This window comes from Paraclostridium benzoelyticum (assembly GCF_001006285.1).
Taxonomy (GTDB): Bacteria; Bacillota; Clostridia; order Peptostreptococcales; family Peptostreptococcaceae; genus Paraclostridium; species Paraclostridium benzoelyticum.
Window position 1 is genome coordinate 1 of sequence record NZ_LBBT01000071.1, and the last position, 771, is coordinate 771.

2 tRNA genes and 2 rRNA genes are annotated in these 771 nt (G+C 40.2%); all 4 read left to right on the forward strand.

Annotation, left to right across the window (positions count from 1 at the left end):
* Positions 1 to 154, forward strand: a 23S ribosomal RNA gene (locus tag VN21_RS03440); the annotation flags it as partial.
* 193 nt (positions 155 to 347) lie between these two features.
* Positions 348 to 464 (forward strand): 5S ribosomal RNA (gene rrf, locus VN21_RS03445).
* A 5-nt stretch (positions 465 to 469) separates the two neighbouring features.
* Positions 470 to 558: transfer RNA gene (locus VN21_RS03450), tRNA-Leu, on the forward strand.
* A gap of 9 nt (positions 559 to 567) precedes the next feature.
* A tRNA-Ile gene (locus VN21_RS03455) sits at positions 568 to 644 on the forward strand.
* Positions 645 to 771 lie beyond the last annotated feature (127 nt).

Sequence of the window (771 nt, forward strand, 5' to 3'; positions counted from 1 at the left end):
GCGCTGAAAGCATCTAAGCGCGAAGCCAACTTCAAGATAAGATTTCCCACCGTAAGGGTAAGATCCCAGGAAGACTACCTGGTTGATAGGTCGGAGGTGTAAGTGCAGCAATGTATGTAGCTTACCGATACTAATAGATCGAGGACTTGACCAAGATTATTTGAGCAACGGGATAAATATGAATGTATATGAATATTTAGACGTTGGCGAAATGATCACGGTGAATTTTAATCTTACAAATGTTATTCAGTTTTTAGAGTATTAAGTAAAATATTGTTTCAAAAAAGTGTTGACAAATGCTTACTGAAATGGTATTATAATACTTGTTCAAAAATGAACTTACATAATCTAGTTATTATAGCAAAGAGGATACACCTGTTCCCATTCCGAACACAGAAGTTAAGCTCTTTAGCGCCGATGGTACTTGGTGGGAAGCTGCCTGGGAGAGTAGGACATAGCTAGGTGATGTGCCGAAGTGGCGGAACTGGCAGACGCACAGGACTTAAAATCCTGCGGGACTTACCTCTCGTACCGGTTCGATTCCGGTCTTCGGCACCATTATAAAGTGGACCTTTAGCTCAGTTGGTTAGAGCGCCCGGCTCATAACCGGTAGGTCCGGGGTTCGAGTCCCTGAAGGTCCACCACTTTAAGAACTTTGAAAATTAAACAGTAGGTTAATTATATAAATTCTTTTTTAAAAGAATTAAACACAAACAACCAAGCCAGATATTCAGATAATGATTAGCTGAGCGATGGACAACTTTTTAAATT